Genomic DNA, 15510 nt, shown 5'->3' with positions numbered 1-15510 from the left:
CTCCGTCTTCGCGCTTTACCTAGATAACGGTAGGCGTTGACAGAGCTGGCATCAAGGGGAGTTTTTCAACGGAATAGGCCGTTAGCTGCCAGTCGTGACAGGCATCTCTCGGCCATGAACATGAGCGCGTGCATTGCTGGTTAGGCCAAACCGCCAAGTTTTTAAAAAAATCTGGAACTTTTTTGGTTCCCCGGCGGAATATGGGTAAATAACCGCTACCCATGAACACCATTTCCGCCAACACCAACGACACCGACCTGCTGCGCGCCATGCGCGGCGGCGCTGCGGACGCCTTCTCGGCGCTCTACCGGCGCCACCAGGGTCCGCTGTACCGCTTCGCGCTGCTGCGCTGCGGTTCGGACGCCACCGCCGCCGACGTGGTGCAGGAAGCCTTCATGGGCCTGCTGACCGAGCGCTTCCGCTTCGATCCGCTGCGCGGCCCGCTACAGGCCTTCCTGTTCGGCGTGGCGCGCAACCTGATCCTGAAGCTGGAAGAAAGCCGCCAGCGCCACGTCGCCCTGCCCTCGGTCGACGCCGCGCAGGACGGCGACGACGATGCCGAGCTGGACCTGCCGCTGGACGAGGGCGGACCGCTGGCGCGCGTGCTGGACAACGAGGCCGCCGAGCAGGTGCGGCGCGCCCTGGCCCACCTGGCGCCGCACTACCGCGACGTCGTCATCCTCTACGAAATGCACGAACTTTCCTACGCCGAGATCGCCGACATCTGCCAGGTCGACATCGGCACCGTGCGCTCGCGCCTGTCGCGCGGCCGCGCAGCCCTGGCCAAGCGCCTTGCCGGATGGCGCAGCGCGCCCGACCTGGCCCAAGCATGAGAAGGACCCGACACATGGAACCCCGAAACCGAGACCCCCTGGACCCGCTGCTCGACGCCCTGCGCGGCGAGATGGCGAAGCTGGACGCCCCGCGCGGCGTCGAGAAAGAACTGATGCAGGCCTTTGCCCGCCAGTTCCCGCAGAAGAAACCCTGGTATCAGACGCTGGCGCTCAAGCGCTGGGCCCTGGCCGGCGGCCTGTCGACGGCGGTGACGGCCATCACGGTGTTCAGCCTGATGTTGCATAACCCGCGCCTGGCCGCCGACCCGGACGCCAGAAGCCGCGCCCTGGTATCGCGCGACGGCGGCGGCCTGTTCATCGCCCTCGAATCGCCCGAGCGCATCGAAAGCGAACCGGCGCCGCGCGTGGTCGAAACCGAAGTATCCCGCAGCAGCCTGGCGCCGCTGGGGATCCCGCTCACCCCGGAAAACGCCGGCGACACGGTGAAGGCCGAAATGCTGCTCGGCGCCGACGGCCAGCCGCTGGCCGTACGACTGACTTCCATTAATTAAACAGAGGATGCCATGAAGACCAACAAACTCGTTCTTGCAGCACTGCTGGCCAGCCTGGCCCTACCGAGCCTGGCCGAGGAAGGCCCGGCCGACGATCCGCGCACGGCGCCTGTAAGGGTCCAGGCCGACCGTTTTGTCATGTCGCACAACGGCGCGCTCAGCACCTTCGGCCCGACGAGCTTCAGCATCATGGGCGAACCCGGCGTGCGCTCGATCAAGAACGCGCCCTACAGCGCCCAGATGGTGAACGAGCGCCAGCAGAACCTCGCGGACGGCAACCAGATCGCCGAGCGCCACACCACGATGGCCTATCGCGACAGCGCCGGCCGCACCCGCCAGGAAGTCGTCGATGCCAAGGGCGAGCTGAAAGTCGTCACCATCCACGATCCGGTCGCCGGCGCCACCTGGATCCTGAGGCCGCAGGATCGTACTGCGACGAAGATCGCCCGTCCCGGCGAGGCGGAGCGGCTGGCCGTCCGCCAGGCGGCTGAGGCATCGCGCAAGGCGGCCGAAGCAGGCCGCAAGGCCGGCGAGGAGGCGCGCGCCAGGGTCGAGCAGATGCGCAAGGATGGCATTCTGCCGACCGTCGAGCGGCACAAGCTGGCCGACGGCGGCGAGGAAATCATCGTCAAGCGTGTTGCGCGCGTGGATGCCGAGGCGCGCCAGCATATCCGGGAGGACGTGCGCATCCAGGTCTCGAAGGCGCTGGAAGAAAACAGTGCCGCCCTGCGCGACGCCCAGGTGCGCCTGGCGCCGCTGACCGCCGGCGCCTTCGGCGACATGAAGTGGGCCTCGAAAGCGACCACTAAAGACCTCGGCACCCGCGACTTCAATGGCGTCAAGGCCGAGGGCAAGCTGCGCAGCTACGAGATCCCGGCCGGCGAGATCGGCAACCGCAACGCCATCGTGGTATCGGACGAGAGCTGGTATGCGCCCGACCTGCAGGTGACCGTCTATACCAAGCACAGCGACCCGCGCAGCGGCGACACCGTGTTCCGCCTGGATAGCCTGAAGCGCGAGGAGCCGGCCGCGAATCTGTTCGCGGTGCCTTCCGACTACACGGTCAAGGAGCCGCTGGCGAAACTGGCCGCGAAGGCGGAAAAAGCCGGCAAGGCGCAGTAGTCGTAACAACGCCGGCAGCGCCGGCGTTCACGGTTTTCACTGGGATGCCGGCTCTCCCCGGCTTTGGGCCCGGCTTCTGCGCCGGGCCTTTTTTCGCTTACACCATCGGCGGATCGGTCTCGCGCGCATAGGCGCGATGCGCGGCCAGCGCCGCCTCGAAGGCATCGAGCTTGCCGTCGACCAGCAGGGCCGGGTCGGGCGAACCGTCCGGCAGCGCCGTCGGGATCAGCGCCTTGGCCAGCAGGTTTGCGCCGCCGCCCAGCACCAGGATCGGCTTGCCGTGGCGGTACTGCTCGCGCACGAAGTCGATCGCATGCGCATTGCGCGCCAGCGCGTCGGCGGCCGCGGCGCCGTCCGGCACGATCATGCCGTCGTACATCACCGACGGCCCCGCCTCCAGCGAGATCTCGACATCGAGCGCAGTGCCGTCGGCCGCCTTGACCTTGCCCAGCATATTGCCCACCAGGCGAGGCACGGCGCCGCTCTTCAGCAGGCCCGCGTACAGCTTGCCGACCTGGGCGCCGTCCACGCCCGGCGCCACCAGGATCGCAACGCGCCGGGTGCGCACGCCGGTCTCGCCGGGCCGGCTCAGGAGCGACAGCGAGGGCGACGGCGCATACTCGGGCACCGGGCCGTCGAAGGCGCGCGGCAGCGGTTCCGGCACCTCCATGCCGAGCCCCTCGGCGACCTTCGCCGCCAGGGCATCGTCCACGTTCGCCAGCAGCGCCAGGATGCGCTGGCGCACGGCCGGGGTCTGCACGCGCGTCAGCTCGAAACGGAAGGCGTTGGCGATGTGGGCCTGCTCGGCCGGGGTCTGGCTCTGGTAGAACAGGCGCGCCTGGCCGTAGTGTTCGGCGAACAGCTCAGGATTGCCGCGCACCTTGTCTTCGGTCGTGAAGCGCTCGGGGAAGCTGGTGAAGCCCCGCTTCCCGGCCTGGAAGGGACAGCCGCCGCCCAGCGAGTTCGGCTCGTAGTTCACGCGGCCGCGCGGGATCGCCTGGCGATGGAAGCCGTCGCGCTGGTTGTTCTGGATCTGCACGATCGGCGAGTTGATCGGGATTTCATGGAAGTTCGGGCCGCCCAGGCGCGTGATCTGGGTGTCGAGGTAGGAGTGGTTGCGGCCCTGCAGCAGCGGGTCGTTGCTGAAATCGATGCCGGGCACGATGTGGGCGGTGCAGAAAGCGACCTGCTCGGTCTCGGCAAAGAAGTTGTCCGGGTTGCGGTTCAGGACCAGGCGGCCGACCGGCGTCAGCGGCACCAGCTCTTCCGGCACGAGCTTGGTGGCGTCGAGGATGTCGAAGGGGAAGGACGCGGCCTGCTCCTCCGTGAAGATCTGCAGGCCCAGCTCCCACTCGGGGAAGTTGCCGGATTCGATGGCTTCCCACAAGTCGCGGCGGTGAAAATCGGGGTCGGCGCCGGAGATGCGGACCGCCTCGTCCCACACCAGCGAGTGGGTGCCCTGCAGCGGCGTCCAGTGGAACTTGACGAAGCGCGACTCGCCCTGGGCGTTGATCATGCGGAAGGTATGCACGCCGAAGCCCTGCATTGTGCGGTAGCTGCGCGGGATCGCGCGGTCCGACATCACCCACATGAGCATGTGCGCGATTTCCGGCGACAGGCCGGCGAAATCCCAGAAGGTGTCGTGCGCGGTGGCCGCCTGCGGCATGGCGTGGTGCGGTTCCGGCTTGGCGGCATGGACCAGGTCCGGGAACTTCATCGCATCCTGGATGAAGAACACGGGAATGTTATTGCCGACCAGGTCCCAGTTGCCTTCGTCGGTATAGAACTTGACGGCAAAGCCGCGCACATCGCGCGCGACGTCGGTCGAGCCGCGCTCGCCGGCCACGGTCGAGAAGCGCACGAACACCGGGGTCTGCTTACCCTTGGCGGCGAAGGGGGCGGCGCGGGTCAGGCTGCTGAAATCGTCGTAGGCCTCGAAAAAGCCGTGCGCAGCCGAGCCGCGCGCGTGCACCACGCGCTCGGGAATGCGTTCGTGGTCGAAGTGGGTGATCTTCTCGCGCAGGATGAAGTCTTCCATCGCGGTCGGACCGCGCAGGCCGATCTTCAGCGAGTGCTGGTTGTCCGCTACCGGCACGCCCTGGTTGGTGGTCAGGTGACGGTCGGCCGGGTCGACACGCACGCGGTCCAGCGGCGCCACGGTCGGGTTCTCGCCCTGTGGCGGCGTGCCGCTGCCGACCTTGTCCGAGCTGGCGATCTCGCTGCTGGTGCTGCCGGTGGCGGCGTGGGTGGAAGGCTGGTGGTGGTCGCCTTCAGCAGGGGTACGCGATGCGTCGCCATATTCGCCCGGCTTGTTCGGGTTGAAGGGCATGTCGGCGGCCAGCTGCTTTTCCGCGGCCGTCTTTTCGAACAGGCGCTGTTCGACCGGATTGGCAGCCTTCGCGGGGCTGGGCGGGGCGGCATCGGAAGGGCCGGCAACGGTGCTCAGTACTGAACCTGCGCCATCGGCGCCGGAAGTCTTTTTAGGGGCGGTCATCCTGTCCTCATCTGGTTGACTACATTGATCGGATGATCAACATAGCCGACCAGGCAAGGGCACAACGTTAGTTCACTAACAGATAGGCCTTAGAAGCCATAAATCATTTCTAAGGGCCAGATAGTGCATATTAATTGCGGCTGCTGCGGCGCGGCAGCGGCCCGATGGTCTTCTCGAACCAGTCGTCGATCATCTGCTTTTCATAGCGCAGCGGTTCGCTGTCGAAGTAGCGGGTCCGGTGGTCGAGGTAGTTCATGTCGCTCAGCCGCGCCTCGCCGCTTTTCAACACCTGGCCATTCTGCTCGACGGCATAGCGCAGTTCGATGCGCGGCCAGTCGGCCTGCCCGCGCAGCACGCGCAGGTCGCGGCCCAGGCGGATGCTCGGGATCAGGCGGCCGGCCAGGTCGACGTCCGTGACCTCGATGCGCAAGTCCTGGCCCGGCGGCAGGCTGCCGCCCAGCTTGGTGAAATGCTCGGTCAGGTCCTTCAGCGTTTCCTCGCGTTCCCATGGCACGAAGGGCATGTCGCTGAATTTGTCCGGCGCCACATAGCTCACCGTGGTAGTGGCCCCAGCGCTGCCGGCTACCAACGCAAACAGGCCCGCGAGAGCCATTTTCTGCATCAGCGATTTCATCGTCCTATCCTTTCGTCGTTTTATATTCCACCTACGAATATACGCCCCATTTGGCGCCTGTGTCCGTCTCTTTCCATCATCAGTTTGTAATCGATTGTTAGTCCCCGCACATCGGGCGCGAGCTCTTCCGCCGGACAATGGCGGCGAAGGGAGAACGCCGTGCCGGAAGGACCATCGCTCTATATTCTGAAGGAACAGACTGCCCGCTTCGTCGGCCAGACCATCGTGCGCGCCGAGGGCAATACCTGGGCCATCGATACCTCGCGCCTGCTGAACCAGCCGGTGGTCGCGCTGCGCACCTGGGGCAAACAGTTCTTCATCCAGATGCCGACGATGGCGGTGCGCATCCACATGCTGCTGTTCGGCACCTACCGCATCAACGAAGAGCGCGACAAGCCGCCGCGCCTGTCGCTGCATTTTGCCGACGGCAGCTTCCTGAATTTCTACGCCTGCTCGGTGAAGGAGGTCGACTGCGATCTCGACGCCCTCTACGACTGGGAAGCGGACGTCATGTCCGATGCCTGGAACCCGAAAAAGGCGAGAAAGAAGCTGCGGTCGAATCCCGACATGCTGGCCTGCGACGCCCTGCTCGACCAGGACATCTTTTCCGGGGTCGGCAACATCATCAAGAACGAGGTGCTGTTCCGCATCCGCCTGCACCCGCTGTCCACGGTCGGCGCCCTGCCGCCCGCCAAGCTGCGCGCCCTGGTCGAACAGGCCCGCGAGTACAGCTTCGACTTCCTGGCATGGAAAAAGGAATGGACCCTCAAGCAGCACTGGCTGGCGCACGCCAAGAAGATCTGCCCGCGCTGCAATATCCCCTTCCACAAGGCCAATCTCGGCCGATCCAACCGGCGCAGCTTCTGGTGCGAGCGCTGCCAGAAGCGTTACGGCTGATCCATGGCGGTGCATGCACCGCAAAAATGCCCGCTCCTGGCGCAACGTTTTCGGTCTGGAAACACTATCAAATCATCACGTTGCGGCATTGTGACTTTTTACGTGATCAATTCAATATTTCCTGTTGTTAATGGGTAAGGCTCATACTACAATCGATTTCGCGTAATACTGCTTTAACGCAAGATTTGTTCTTTTTTCCGACGCAATCTCGATACTGGACATCGTCATGTCATTCCTGTCTGCCGCCACGCCCAAGCTCGCCCCCTGGAAGGTGCTGCTCGTCGATGACGAGCCGGATATCCACGACATCACGAAGCTGACCCTGTCGCGCTTCCGCCTGGACGGCCGCGGCCTGAGCTTCGTGCACGCCTACAGCGGCGCGGAAGCCAAGGAAGTGCTGGCGCGCGAGAAGGACATCGCGCTGGTGTTCCTGGACGTGGTGATGGAGCGCGAGGACAGCGGCCTGGAAGTGGCGCGCTGGATGCGCCAGGAGCTGGACAATCAGTTCACCCGTATCGTGCTGCGCACCGGCCAGCCCGGCCAGGCGCCGGAAGAGCGCGTGATCGTCGACTACGACATCAACGATTACAAGGAAAAGACCGAGCTCGACCGCACCAAGCTGTTCACCACCACCTTCGCCGCCCTGCGCGCCTACCGCGACATCATGAAGGTCGAGGATGCGCGCCGCGTGCAGCTGACCTACCGCGAAGGCCTGGAGCGCGTGATCGCGGCCTCGGCCCACATTTTCCAGCAGCGTAACCTGAAGGACTTCGCCAGCGGCCTGCTGCAGCAGGTCGTGGCCCTGCTGCGCCTCGAGCAGAGCATGCTGCTGCGCGTGGCCGGCGCCAGCGTCATCACCGGCGAAAGCCACTACGAGATCCTGGCCCGCATCGGCGACATGGGCGAGTCCGACATCGGCCCGGAACTGGTGGCCCAGCTCGACGAGGCGCGCCATAACCGCATCTCCAAGCTGCACGGCGACACCTACGTCGGCTACTTCCCGAACAACAGCGGCAAGGCGTCGCTGTTAGTGTTGAGAGGCGTCGAGGAGATTTCCGAGATCGACGTCCAGCTGCTCGACGTGTTCTGCTCGGGCGTGGCGATCGCCTTCGACAACATCCTGCTGAACCAGGAAATCACCGATACCCAGGCCGAGCTGATCCTGCGCCTCGGCGACGTGGTCGAATCGCGCTCGAACGAAGCCGGCAACCACGTGCGCCGCATGGCCCAGGTCTGCCACCTGCTGGCCCAGGAATCCGGCATGTCGGAAGACGAAACCGCGGTGCTGATGCACGCGGCGCCGATGCACGACATCGGCAAGATCGCGACCCCGGACGCGGTGCTGCTCAAGCCGGGCCGCCTCACGCCCGAGGAATGGGAAATCATGAAGCAGCACCCGACCGTCGGCCTGCAGATCCTGGACGGCTCGCAACGTCCGATCCTGAAGGCGGCGGCCGTGATCGCCCACCAGCACCACGAGAAGTGGGACGGCAGCGGCTATCCGCAAGGCCTGAAGGCCGAGCAGATCCACCCCTATGCGCGCATCGTGGCGGTGGCCGACGTGTTCGACGCCCTCACCCACGAACGCTGCTACAAGGAAGCCTGGCCGATCGCGCAGGTGCGCGACTATCTGCGTGAAGTGGCGGGCCACCATCTCGACCCGCACTATGTCGACCTGCTCATCAAGAACCTCGACAAGGCGGATGAAATCAACCGCCAGTGGCCGGACTGAAGCCACCTGAGGACAAGCGCATCGTAGTCCGGTAGACTACGCCGGGCCGGAGCAAGATTGCCCGGAAAACAACACGCTCCGATGCGCATCCGAACCCGACTGCTGATCCTGATCCTGGCGATCCTGGTGCCGACCTTCAGCGCTGCAACGCTGGCGGTCGGCTACGTCTATCTGGAAGAAAGGCGGGCCCAGGAAAACAGCGTGAAGGAAGCGGTGCGCGCCTTCGCCCTGCTGGTCGACAACGAGCTGGAAACCAGGGAAGGCCTGCTGCGCGCGCTGGCCAGCTCGCCCGCACTGGCGCGTGGCGACCTCGACGAGTTCTACCGCCACGCCAGGGTCCTGTCGCCGACACCGGAAACGACCATCATCCTGCACGACCTGGACGGGCGCCAGCTGGCCAACACCCGGGTCGCGCTGGGCAGTGCGCTGCCGGAACGGCGCGTGTCCAACATCGGCGAACTGATGACCAGGTATGGCGCCGACCGTACCCTGGTGTCCGACATGTTCAAGGCCCCGCTGGGCGGGGACCACGACTTCGTGATCCAGGTGCCGGTACGGGTCGACGGCCACATCCGCCAATTCCTCAGCATGGGCGTGAACGCCAAGAGCCTGCAGAGCCTCATGTCGGAGCAGCGCTTCCCGGCCGAATGGATGGCCACCATCGTCGACCGCAAGGGCCGGATCGTGGCGCGATCGCGCGATGCCGATCAGTACCGCGGCCGCTCGGTGAGCGACCTGGCGCTGCGCAATTTTGCGGCCAGCAGCGAAGGGGTCTTTTCGAGCCGTAACCTGTCCGGCACGCCAGTCCAGGCTTTCTACAGCACCGTACCGGCATCGCAGTGGCGGGTGCTGGTCAGCATCCCGCAACAGGAGCTGCAGCGCGTGCCGCTGCATGCGGCCGCCTTCCTGGCCGGAATCATGGCCGCGCTGCTGGTGCTGGCGGTGCTGCTGGCGCGCCATTTCGGCCGCCGCGCCATCGGCCCCATCGAATACCTGAGCCGCGGCGCCGAAGACCTGGGCCAGGGCCGCGAAGTAGCCTACGAGCCGCAGCAGATCGCCGAGATCGACGCGGTGGCGCGCCGCATGACCGAGGCCAGCCGCCAGATCCGCGCCTCGCAGGCCGAGCTGGAGCAGCGCGTGAAGGAGGCGGTCGAGGCCAGCGAGCGCGCGCAGGCGGCCCTGATGCGCAGCCAGAAAATGGAAGCGCTGGGCCGTCTTACCGGCGGGATCGCCCACGAATTCAACAACCTGCTGCAGACTCTGACGACGGCCCTGCAGCTGGCCGCACTCACCTCCACGCAACCGAAGGTGCAGAGCCTGATCGACACGTGCAAGCGCACCATCAGCCGCGCCACCGCCCTCACCGGCCAGCTCGGCTCCTTCGGCCGGGTGCAGGACGCCAAGCTGCTGACGGTGGCGCCGTGCGCGCAGCTGCGCAATTCGATCCAGTTGATCAAGAACGTGCTGCGCCAGGGGATCGCGCTCGAACTGCACTGCGAGGAAGACCTGTGGCCGGTGACTATCGACCCGCTGCAGTTCGACCTCGCCATGCTCAACCTGGCGATCAATGCGCGCGACGCCATGCCCGACGGCGGCAAGCTCGCCATCGCCGCCCGCAACTGTGCGCTCGAACCGACCCTCGAGCGCAGCGGCGGCGACTACGTGCTGGTGACAGTGAGCGACACCGGGACCGGCATGCCGCCGGAGGTGCTGGCGCGCGCCCTCGATCCCTTCTTCACCACCAAGGAAGCCGGCAAGGGCACCGGGCTGGGACTAGCCCAGGCCTATGCCTTCGCCACCCAGTCGATGGGCTCATTGGCGCTGTCCAGCACGCCTGGCCAGGGCACCCGGGTGGAGCTCTGGCTGCCGCGCTCGACCCTGCCGCTGTCGCCGCAGCCGGGCCGCGGCGAGCACGCCGACACGCTGCACGCCAGCGGCCGCGTCCTGTTCGTCGAGGACGACGAGCTGGTGCGCGAAGCGGTGGTGCAGGGACTGGAGGAAGCGGGCTTCGAGGTGCTGGTGGCGGCGAATGGTGAACGCGCGCTGGCGATGATCGAGGCGGGGCTGGATGTCGACGTCGCCTTCTCCGACATCGTCATGCCGGGACAAATCAGCGGCATCGACCTGGCCGACATCCTGCGCGAACGCCGTCCCGGATTGCCGGTGGTACTGGCCACCGGCTATACCGACCAGCGCGCCACGGTGCCGGGGGTGCAGGTGCTGGCCAAGCCTTACGAGATCGGCCAGCTGGTGGAGCTGCTGTCGCGCCTTAAAGGCTGAGGCGCACGCGTTCGCCGCCGACGGCCACCATGCAGGTAGTGCCGTGCAGCTTGCGCCCGCCGGAGGTCGAGCAGTCCGCGCTGACGCGCTTGCCCTGCCAGGTACCGGCAAACGCACCATCGCCATTGACCAGCGAGACGTGGTCGTCGATCACCTTGTTCTCGTTGACGAAGATCTTGATGCCGCTGCTGTCGACCAGTTCGCCACGAATCTGGAGTTGGCCGTCCGCGCTGACATAGCGACTTTCGGTAGCAGGCGTAAACGTGGAGCAGCCGGAGAGAAGGACAGCTGCAAGGGCGATTATTGTGAATTTATGTGACATTTTTCCGTAGTTTTCAATCGTTTTTATTGGTTTTATGTTCAGATGCTGAACACTATACGTAATTTCTTTACGGAAAACCATCACCATTGATGGGGTCATGTTGTTATTTGGGTATTGTTAAAAGCTTGAAAGCAACATGATTACAATTGTCGTATGGAAACTGTTAGTTGCTGATATGCGAAGTGTAAAATTTTGAACATGATGACGCCTCTTCCCTTGCGCATTCCAGCCGGGGCCGACCTGCGCGACACGCTGGCCGCCATGCCCGCCGAATATGGCGTCACCGCTGCCTTCGTCCTGCAGGGCATCGGCAGCCTGAGCGTGGCGCAGATCCGCTTTGCCGGTGCGCCGGACTGCACGGAACTGCGCGGCGACCTCGAGATTCTGAGCCTGGGCGGCTCGCTGTCGCCGGATGGCCCGCACCTGCACATTACGGTGTCGGATGCGGCGGGACGGGTAACGGGAGGGCACATGGGGCCGGGATGCCTGGTGCGCACCACGGCCGAGGTACTGGTGATGCTGTTGCCAGGCCACCGCTTCAGCCGGGAGATCGACCCTGCGACGGGCTACAAGGAACTGTTCGTGGACCGCTAGGGATTGCCCGGCGCGGCCTCGATCGCGGCTTCGCGGTACAGCTCCTGCAGGCCAGCGTCTTCCAGGTCCTCCAGCAGGCGGATCAGCGTTGTCGACACCGCTTTCATCGTGCTCAGCAGGCCGGCCAGCTCGGCCAGTGTCGCGCCCTCGCGCACCTGGTCGACGATGGCCTCGGCAATGCGGTGCAGCTCGCGATGCGGCGCGTCGATGGCGTGGTAGATGGGGGTGGCTTCGAAATGGCGGCCGTCGCCGAAATACCAGCGGCCCAGCGCGCAGTGGGTCACGCTCAGCTCGGGAAAACCGTCCGCCTTGCGTGTCGGACAATTGCGCGGCAAAGTGGCGCGCTGGACCGCGTAGCTGACGATCTGGCGCCGCCATTGCACATGGTCGAGAATCGCCAGGTGGACCAGCCCGACCGGGAAACTATGGGAACTGCCCGCGCCCGCGCGAAAGGCGCGGAAGGCCTCGAGCGGCAATGGCGGGCTGATCAGGTAACCCTGCATCAGCTTGCCGCCGGCTTCGATCAGGAAGTCGCGCTGGGCCTGGCTTTCGACACCCTCGGCCACCACTTCCACGCCCATCTCGTGCCCGAGCCGGATCGTCGAACGCACGATGGCCGCGTCCTTAGCGGAACCAAGCATACGGCCGACGATGCCCTGGTCCAGCTTGATAGCGGTAAACGGCAGCTTGCTCAGGGTGTCGATGCTCGAATAGCCGGTGCCGAAGTCGTCCATCGCCAGGCTGATGCCGGCATCGAGCAGTCCCTGCAGGCGTCCGAGCAGCTGGTCGCAGGCCTGCAGCGCCTGGGTCTCGGTGATCTCGAGTTCGAGGCTGGCCGCCAGCAGGCGCTGCTTGCGGATGGCGTCGAGCAGCATGCTGCTGAGCGTATCGTCCTCGAAGTCCTCCACCCCGACGTTGAAGGAAATGCGCAGGTCCGCACCGAGGACGCCGTCCATGTCGCGAATGAGCTGGGACAGCAGCTGGCGGGTCAGCGTCTTCAGCAGGCCGGCGTCCTGCATGCGGGATATGAAGGCCGCCGGCGCGACCATGCTGCCGTCGCGCCGGCGCCAGCGCACCAGCGCTTCGGCCCCGACAATGCGATTGGTGATCAGCGAGGCCTTGGGCTGGTAGTAGAGCACGAACTCATTGTCCTGCAGTCCCTGGACAAGCTCGGCCTCGGTAATGACTGGCATGGTGGCTCCGGCTAATTGACGAATGAGTATTTATCCGCCAGCCAGGGCGCCGCGTCAAGCTGGGAGCGTTGCCGGGTTCTCCGCGCGCCGTGCCTTGCGCGGGAAGCGCAGGAAGTACTGCAAGCCCTTGCCGGGGCTGCTCTCCACGTGCAGCGAGCCGCCCAGCGAACCCGTGACCAGGTTGTACAGGATGTGCGCGCCGAGGCCGCTGCCGCCGCTGCCGCGCTTGGTCGTGAAGAAGGGATCGAAGAGTTTCGACAGGGTGTCCGCATCCATGCCGGCGCCGTCGTCGCCGTATTCGAAGGCGACCGTGTCCTCGTCCTCGAGGCGGGCGCGGATCGTGATGTTGCCGGGCTGGTCGCGCTCGAAGCCGTGCACCAGCGAGTTGACCACCATGTTGGTCAGGATCTGCGACACCGCGCCGGGGAAGCTGTCCACTTCCAGATCGGCCGGGCAGTCGACCTGCACCTTGACCGGCCTGCCCTTCAGCTTGGGCTGCAGCGACAGCAGGATCTCGCCCACGTACTTGCACAGGTTGAAGTTGCGGATATTGTCCGAGGACTGGTCCACCGCCACCTGCTTGAAGCTGCGCACCAGGGCTGCGGCGCGCTGCGTGTTGGTGGTCATGATGCGCAGCGACTGGTCGACCACGTCGAAGAAGCTGTTCAGGCTCTCCTCCGTCATCTCGCCGGCCGCCAGCTCTTCCTTGGTCAGCTTGAGTTCCTGCACCAGGTGGCTGGTGGCGGTCACGCAGATGCCCAGCGGGGTGTTGATCTCGTGGGCGACGCCGGCCACCATCTGGCCCAGCGAAGCGAGCTTTTCCTGGCGCACCAGTTCCGATTGCGCTTCCTGCAGCTGGGTGAGCGCCTGGTTCAGCGCCGCGTTCTGCTTTTCCAGGCGTTCCTTGGCCTTGCGGATCGCGCGGTCGGCCTGCATGCGGGCGATCGCCACCGCCACGTGGCTGGCGATGAAGGCCAGCAGGTCGAGCTCGGTCTTGGTGTAGAGGATGGTCGGGTCGTAGCTCTGCACCACCATCACGCCGTAGGCCTGGTCATGCACCAGCATCGGTGCGCCGATCCAGCTGGCGATCTGGGTATTGCCGAGCGGCTCCTTCACCTTGCCGGAGGCGGCCAGGCGCGCAAAGCTGCCGGCGTCATGCAGCTGGGCCTGCTTGGTCTTGAGCACATAGGAGCACATGCCGATCCCGAAGGGGAAGCGCTTGTTCGGCGCCTCGCGGTCCATTTCGTCGACGAAATAGGGAATGCTGATTTCGCCCGTATCCGGATGGGTCAGCGCGATCAGGAAATTCTTCGCCTCCATCAACTCGCCGATGATGCGGTGCAGGCTGGAGGCCAGCTCGTCGGTGCCCTGGGCGGAGGCCGAGAGGTCGGCGATCTGGTACAGCGCGTGCTGGACCTGCTCGGCACGGCGGCGCTCGGCCACCTCGCGCGCCAGCGCCGCGGTGCGTTCCTGCACGGCGCGTTCCAGCCGGTCCATGCTCTGCAGGCCCTGCAGGGCGTTCGAGACATGGTTGGCGATCAGGGCGAACAGCGCCTGGTCTTCCTCGCTGTACATGTGCTGCGGGAGATAGCTCTGGATGACGATCGCACCCAGCACTTCGTGTTGCTGGTCGAGCAAGGGGATGCCCATCCAGTGTTCGGCCATGCTGCCGAAACCCCAGCTGACGCCGTTCTCGCGCGCCATGAACTCGGCGGTGGTCAGCGTCAGCGGTTTCTTGTTCGCCATCACCCAGGCGGTGGGCGACTCGTCGGGCGAGGCCAGCGTCATCCACTCATCGGTGGGCGGGGCTTCATCGACGGTGTCGACGAAGTACACGAAGCGGACCGTGTTGTTCTCGCGCTCCGACAGGGCCACGTAGAAGTTGTCCGCATACATGATGCGGCCCAGTGCGCGGTGCACGGCGCCAACGAATTCGGTAATGTCGGTGCAGCTCGCAGACAAGTGCCCGATTTCGAGCAGCATGGCCTGTACCGCTTCCAGGCGCGCAAGACGGTTTTCCATCGATCCCCCTAAAACACGAAATAGTGCATTTAGGAAATACTAGCAGTTCGCGCGCCTGCTGGGCGAAAAGTATCGCTTAAATGAAGCGTCTTATTTGGCTTAACTGCGGCGCGGCGCCCGGAAATCGTTCTCCACCCAGGCCAGCGCGGAGGCCGGCGACAGCTTGAAGTCGGGCGCGACCCGCGCCTGCGCCACCTGCTCGCCCATCTCGTCGATGGCGGCCAGCATGGCGTAGGGATTGTCCTCGTCCGGCACGATGTCGAGCGTGACCTTCAATTCGCCATCCGGGGTGGAAACCACGGTGCTCTTGTGCAGCTTTGCGTGCAGTGCCTGCTCGTGGCGGCGCAACACTTCGTGCGCGGTCTTGACCAGCGTATTGAAGGCGTTGACGTCGAGCGGCTTCGGGTTCTTCTTGTCGCGGCCCATGGTCCACGGGCCGACCAGGGCCGGCTCGGGCTCGCCATCCTTGTACATGGCGACGGCCCAACCCTCGTCATCTTCGTTCTTGATGACGCGGGCGGTCCAGCCATTGTCCTGCCACAGGCGGGCCTCCTGGACTGGGGCGTCTTCGTCGTGCTGATCTTCGGGTGCTTCGTTCATATCATCCAATCTTGGGGCGGCTCGCCCAAAGACAAGATCATAGGAAATTCCGGCGCTCCGGACAAGCACCACACGTGGTGTATCGATGCCAAGGAATGGCGCTACATGCGCAGGTCGGGCCTGCGCGGCGGGACGATGGGCGGCCCGGGCGGATTGCTGCGTGGGTCGATCGCCGGATTCGGGATCTGCTTGTTAAACGGCGTAATGATAATGGGCGGAATGGCCGGTGGCGCCGACGGCGGATTTTTGTGACCACCCCTGTCGAATCGGGCAGA

14 protein-coding genes are annotated in these 15510 nt (G+C 65.2%); 8 read left to right on the top strand and 6 right to left on the bottom strand.

Annotation, left to right across the window (positions count from 1 at the left end; all coding sequences use genetic code 11):
* The first annotated feature begins 221 nt into the window (after nt 1-221).
* From AC07PE_RS24780 to AC07PE_RS24770, 3 genes are read left to right on the top strand one after another with little or no spacing between them, the layout of a single operon-like run.
* Nucleotides 222-833: an RNA polymerase sigma factor gene (locus AC07PE_RS24780; protein ID WP_498769538.1), complete on the top strand. Its 612-nt coding sequence runs from the start codon at nt 222-224 to the stop codon at nt 831-833.
* Between the two features lie 14 nt (nt 834-847).
* Nucleotides 848-1345 (top strand): hypothetical protein, encoded by a 498-nt coding sequence (locus tag AC07PE_RS24775; RefSeq protein ID WP_498769536.1) that lies wholly within the window; start codon nt 848-850, stop codon nt 1343-1345.
* A 12-nt stretch (nt 1346-1357) separates the two neighbouring features.
* Complete coding sequence (locus AC07PE_RS24770; RefSeq protein WP_498769534.1) at nt 1358-2467, top strand: hypothetical protein; 1110 nt, start codon at nt 1358-1360, stop codon at nt 2465-2467.
* A gap of 97 nt (nt 2468-2564) precedes the next feature.
* Here the strand turns inward: AC07PE_RS24770 and AC07PE_RS24765 are convergent, their stop codons facing one another.
* Entirely contained in the window at nt 2565-4961 is a 2397-nt protein-coding gene (locus AC07PE_RS24765) for a catalase (RefSeq protein ID WP_498769532.1), read from the bottom strand.
* Nucleotides 4962-5091: 130 nt separating this feature from the next.
* Entirely contained in the window at nt 5092-5595 is a 504-nt protein-coding gene (locus AC07PE_RS24760; protein ID WP_498769530.1) for a DUF3016 domain-containing protein, read from the bottom strand.
* Nucleotides 5596-5754: 159 nt separating this feature from the next.
* On the opposite strand from AC07PE_RS24760, the gene AC07PE_RS24755 reads away from it, so the two are divergent.
* The 3 genes from AC07PE_RS24755 to AC07PE_RS24745 all read left to right on the top strand — a co-directional run bounded on the left by AC07PE_RS24755 (nt 5755) and on the right by AC07PE_RS24745 (nt 10504).
* Complete coding sequence (locus tag AC07PE_RS24755) at nt 5755-6492, top strand: DNA-formamidopyrimidine glycosylase family protein (RefSeq protein WP_498769528.1); 738 nt, start codon at nt 5755-5757, stop codon at nt 6490-6492.
* Nucleotides 6493-6718: 226 nt separating this feature from the next.
* Nucleotides 6719-8224 carry an HD domain-containing phosphohydrolase gene (locus AC07PE_RS24750; RefSeq protein ID WP_498769526.1) on the top strand — a complete coding sequence of 502 codons (1506 nt, stop codon included), beginning with the start codon at nt 6719-6721 and terminating at the stop codon, nt 8222-8224.
* 81 nt (nt 8225-8305) lie between these two features.
* The gene (locus tag AC07PE_RS24745) at nt 8306-10504 is read left to right on the top strand and encodes a hybrid sensor histidine kinase/response regulator (protein ID WP_498769524.1); all 2199 of its coding nucleotides are present in this window, start codon (nt 8306-8308) and stop codon (nt 10502-10504) included.
* Here the strand turns inward: AC07PE_RS24745 and AC07PE_RS24740 are convergent.
* Nucleotides 10494-10925 (bottom strand): hypothetical protein, encoded by a 432-nt coding sequence (locus AC07PE_RS24740; protein WP_498769522.1) that lies wholly within the window; start codon nt 10923-10925, stop codon nt 10494-10496. The two genes, AC07PE_RS24745 and AC07PE_RS24740, sit on opposite strands and share 11 nt — an antisense overlap.
* 102 nt (nt 10926-11027) lie before the next feature.
* Between AC07PE_RS24740 and AC07PE_RS24735 the strand changes: the two genes are divergently transcribed.
* Nucleotides 11028-11420, top strand: a complete 393-nt coding sequence (locus AC07PE_RS24735) for a PPC domain-containing DNA-binding protein (protein WP_498769547.1) — start codon at nt 11028-11030, stop codon at nt 11418-11420.
* Here the strand turns inward: AC07PE_RS24735 and AC07PE_RS24730 are convergent.
* The 3 genes from AC07PE_RS24730 to AC07PE_RS24720 all read right to left on the bottom strand — a co-directional run bounded on the left by AC07PE_RS24730 (nt 11417) and on the right by AC07PE_RS24720 (nt 15235).
* Nucleotides 11417-12613: an EAL domain-containing protein gene (locus AC07PE_RS24730; RefSeq protein WP_498769520.1), complete on the bottom strand. Its 1197-nt coding sequence runs from the start codon at nt 12611-12613 to the stop codon at nt 11417-11419. The two genes, AC07PE_RS24735 and AC07PE_RS24730, sit on opposite strands and share 4 nt — an antisense overlap.
* A gap of 54 nt (nt 12614-12667) precedes the next feature.
* A complete protein-coding gene (locus tag AC07PE_RS24725) occupies nt 12668-14635 on the bottom strand; it encodes a GAF domain-containing sensor histidine kinase (protein ID WP_498769519.1) in 1968 nt (655 codons plus the stop codon).
* 99 nt (nt 14636-14734) lie between these two features.
* Nucleotides 14735-15235, bottom strand: a complete 501-nt coding sequence (locus AC07PE_RS24720) for a hypothetical protein (RefSeq protein ID WP_498769517.1) — start codon at nt 15233-15235, stop codon at nt 14735-14737.
* Here AC07PE_RS24720 and AC07PE_RS24715 point away from each other — a divergent pair.
* Complete coding sequence (locus tag AC07PE_RS24715) at nt 15209-15487, top strand: hypothetical protein (protein WP_498769515.1); 279 nt, start codon at nt 15209-15211, stop codon at nt 15485-15487. The genes AC07PE_RS24720 and AC07PE_RS24715 overlap by 27 nt on opposite strands.
* Nucleotides 15488-15510: the final 23 nt, after the last annotated feature.

This window comes from Telluria sp. GW821-FHT07G12 (genome assembly GCF_059418525.1).
Note: the sequence above shows the minus strand (reverse complement) of the source record. Positions and strands in the feature narration are given on the sequence as shown.